The sequence below is a fragment of the Micrococcus sp. R8502A1 genome (assembly GCF_006704135.1).
GTDB classification, from domain to species: Bacteria; Actinomycetota; Actinomycetes; order Actinomycetales; family Micrococcaceae; genus Micrococcus; species Micrococcus luteus.
In genome coordinates, this window is the sequence record NZ_VIGS01000098.1 from 1 (window position 1) to 2263 (window position 2263).

General features: G+C 70.4%; 2 protein-coding genes. One reads left to right on the forward strand and one right to left on the reverse strand.

All coding sequences use genetic code 11. The annotated features are described in order from the left end of the window. Positions 1-247: 247 nt before the first annotated feature. Entirely contained in the window at positions 248-1492 is a 1245-nt protein-coding gene (locus FLM69_RS11180; RefSeq protein WP_051995338.1) for an acyl-CoA desaturase, read from the forward strand. A 138-nt stretch (positions 1493-1630) separates the two neighbouring features. Here FLM69_RS11180 and FLM69_RS11185 read toward each other — a convergent pair whose 3' ends face one another. Further along, positions 1631-2110: an SRPBCC family protein gene (locus tag FLM69_RS11185; RefSeq protein WP_141844286.1), complete on the reverse strand. Its 480-nt coding sequence runs from the start codon at positions 2108-2110 to the stop codon at positions 1631-1633. Positions 2111-2263 lie beyond the last annotated feature (153 nt).

The following is a 2263-nucleotide window of genomic DNA, read 5'->3' on the forward strand; positions in this document are numbered from 1 at the left end:
TTTTCTGCTACTTACGTGATGCTCTATCTTATCTACATCTCCTCGCGCTATTTTGTCTTTTTTTTTTTTTTTTAAAGAAAAAGCCGGCATAGGAGGTGTAGCCCCGTCGGGGGGGCTGGGGGATGTTAAAAAGAGCCAGCGGAGAACCTCCCCCAACACCACCGCCCCGTCCCACCCCGCCGAAAGTTCCCCCCCCCCCCAGACCCCCACCGCCCCCGACCGCACCGGCGCCACCGCCCCGGACGATCTGGCCCTGGCCATCCCCGGCACCACCGTGCGCGGCCGCGCCGCCCGGGTCCTGCCGCAGGACCGCCCCGACACCACGAGCTGGGCTCCCCACACCGCCGAGTCCCGTGCCGCCACGTCCCGCTCCACCGCCGCCGCCACGACGCCGGGGCTGCCGGGCGTCGTCGGGAGCCCGGCGGTGCGCCCGCCCGGCGCCGCCCACCTGACGGACGCGCAGGTGGCCGAGCTGGGCCGTGAGCTGGACGCGATCCGCGACGACGTGCTCGCCCGCCGCGGCGCCTCCGATGCGGCCTACATCCGCCGCGTCATCCGCTGGCAGCGCCGGCTCGAGCTCGGCGGCCGCGCCCTCCTGCTCAACGCACGCCACCCCGCCGCGTTCGTGGCGGGCACAGCCATGCTCACGGTCGCGAAGATCGTGGAGAACATGGAGATCGGGCACAACGTGCTCCACGGCCAGTGGGACTGGATGCGCGACCCGGACATCCACTCCACCACGTGGGAGTGGGACTTCGTGACGCCGTCGCGGGCGTGGCAGAACACCCACAACGACCTGCACCACCGCTGGACCAACGTGGTGGGCAAGGACCGCGACGTGGGCTACAACGTCCTGCGCATGGACGAGTCCGAGCCGTGGCGGCCCCGCCACCTGCTCAACCCCGTGATCAATGCGGGGCTGGCGCCGATCTTCGAGTGGGGCATCGCCCTCTACGACCTCGAGCTGGACCGCGTGCAGAGCGGCGAGAAGTCCCGCGAGGAGCTGATGACGGATCTGCGCTCCGTGGGCGTCAAGGCGGCCCGGCAGTTCGCCAAGGACTACGTGGCCACGCCGGCCGTCGCCGAGGTGCTGACGGGCTCGGGCAAGGCCACGCTCGCGGGCACGCTGCTGGCCAACGGCCTGCGCAACATCTGGGCGCACGCGGTCATCTTCTGCGGGCACTTTCCGGAGGGTGCGGAGACGTTCTCCGAGGAGATGGTGGACGGCGAGACCCGCGGCGACTGGTACGTGCGGCAGATGATCGGCTCCGCGAACATCTCCGGTTCGAAGCTGATGCACTTCATGACCGGCAACCTCTCCCACCAGGTGGAGCACCACCTGTTCCCGGACCTGCCGTCCAGCCGGTACGCCGAGGTGGCGCCCAGGGTCCGCGAGATCTGCGCCCGCTACGGCCTGCCGTACACGACCGGCCCGCTGCTGCGGCAGGTGGGCTCCGCGTGGAAGAAGGTGTTCCGGCTGGCGCTGCCGTGAAGCGGCGCGCGACGTGGCCGTCCACGCCGGCACCGCCCGGGCCGGATCTCCTGCGGATCTGACCCTTCTGGCTGCTCGTTCGACCGCCAGAAGGGTCAGAGCCGCAAAAGATTCCCCTCGGCCGGGCGCGCGGCCGGCTCAGCCCTGGCGCTCAGCGAGGTCCGCGAGCCGGTCGATCGACGCGCGGAGCTGCTCTTCGCCGGTCCGCAGCGCCTTCTGGATGCGCTTCGGGTCGGTGAGGGCGGTCCAGTCGTAGGTGTGGGTGACGCGGCAGCCGCCCTCGTCGTCGCCGTCGACCTCCCACCGCCACAGCTGGCCGAACGGCTCCCCGCCGACCTCGGAGGGCTTCCAGGCGATGCGGCGGCCCTCCTCGAACTCGACCACGTGGTTCGCGCGGTCCACGCCCTTCTGCAGGGTCATGACGAACACGTTCCCGACGGCGGTCACCCGCTGTCCGGGGGCGGCTTCAGCCAGGTTGTCGTTGCCGTCCCACTCGGGCTGGCGGGAGGGGTCCGCGATCAGCTCGAAGACGACGCCGGCCGGCGCGTCGACGTGGCGGGTCGCGGACACGACGCGGTCCTCGGGGGCGGGCAGGGCGGTCTCGTCGATGTGCTCCATGGGGAGAGCGTAGACCCCGGTGCGCACCCGCCGAAGGCGGGGGTGGCACGAGTCCATCGGCTGGTGGGGTCCGGGGGGGGGCAGTTTCCTATACACAAAGCCCCGCCGCCAATACGGGGTCACATACTTCTTGCCGAGCTCACGATTCAGAAA